This window comes from Oleiphilus sp. HI0080 (assembly GCF_001635135.1).
The window spans coordinates 1-858 of sequence record NZ_LWFU01001032.1; the positions used below are offsets into that span (position 1 = coordinate 1).

Below are 858 nucleotides of genomic sequence, written 5' to 3' on the forward strand. Positions count from 1 at the left end.
ATCAGCTGAAGGTTCTTGATCAGCTGAAGGTTGTTGACCTGCTGACGGTTGTTGATCCGCTGAAGGCTCTTGACCTGCTGAAGGCTCTTGACCCGATGAAGGCTCCTGACCCGCTGAAGGCTCGTCACCTGGGTAGGGCTCTTGGATTTCCGGTAGCTCTAATTCAATACTCTCAGACTCTAGCTCGACGGATTCATCAGATGACGGTGCTTCAATGCCCAAATCTTCATCGGCCAAGGTAAGTTCGTCATCAAGCGTCAACTCCGTGAGTGAGGCGGTGGAGGCGAGCTCGTCCGTCAGATCACTTTCACCGAGAGTTTCTTCTTGCGGATCTGCTGTAACGGCATTTGCCATACTTTCATCAAGTTGACTGATGAGTTCTGATACGCGATGTGGCTCAGCCGGTTTTGTGAGCACATCATAGATGCCCTTTTTGGTGACTTCTTCTGAAAACTCATCCGATTTTTTTGAGGTACACATGATGACCGGAACGTGCTCAGCGCTGGGCATAGCTTTAATTTGCTTCGCTGCATCCACACCATTCATGCCAGGCATGAGCTGATCCATGAAGATAACATCGGGCACGTTACCATCGATCACGGTCTCAATCGCTTCTTCGCCTGAGCCCGCCATGGTGACGTCTAAATCCATCTTCTCGAGCAATTTGCGAAGAGCAAATCTTGCGACCTTGGAATCATCAACGATTAAAGCGCTCTTGATTGTCATGCTTAACCTCTTTTCTTGGCTGGGCCTGATGCCCGCTTATCAAAATTATGTCTTTCGTTTTGGCTGTTTGGTCGAAAAACTTACCAACCATCGAGCTTTGGGCACTCAGTGGCGCGATAGCTTTTCGGTCGG

Annotated in this window: 1 protein-coding gene; it reads right to left on the reverse strand. The window is 49.5% G+C overall.

The annotated features are described in order from the left end of the window. A partial coding sequence (locus A3751_RS19365) for a response regulator (RefSeq protein ID WP_156492647.1) occupies positions 1–726 on the reverse strand: 726 nt, incomplete at its 3' end. Between the last annotated feature and the right edge of the window lie 132 nt (positions 727–858).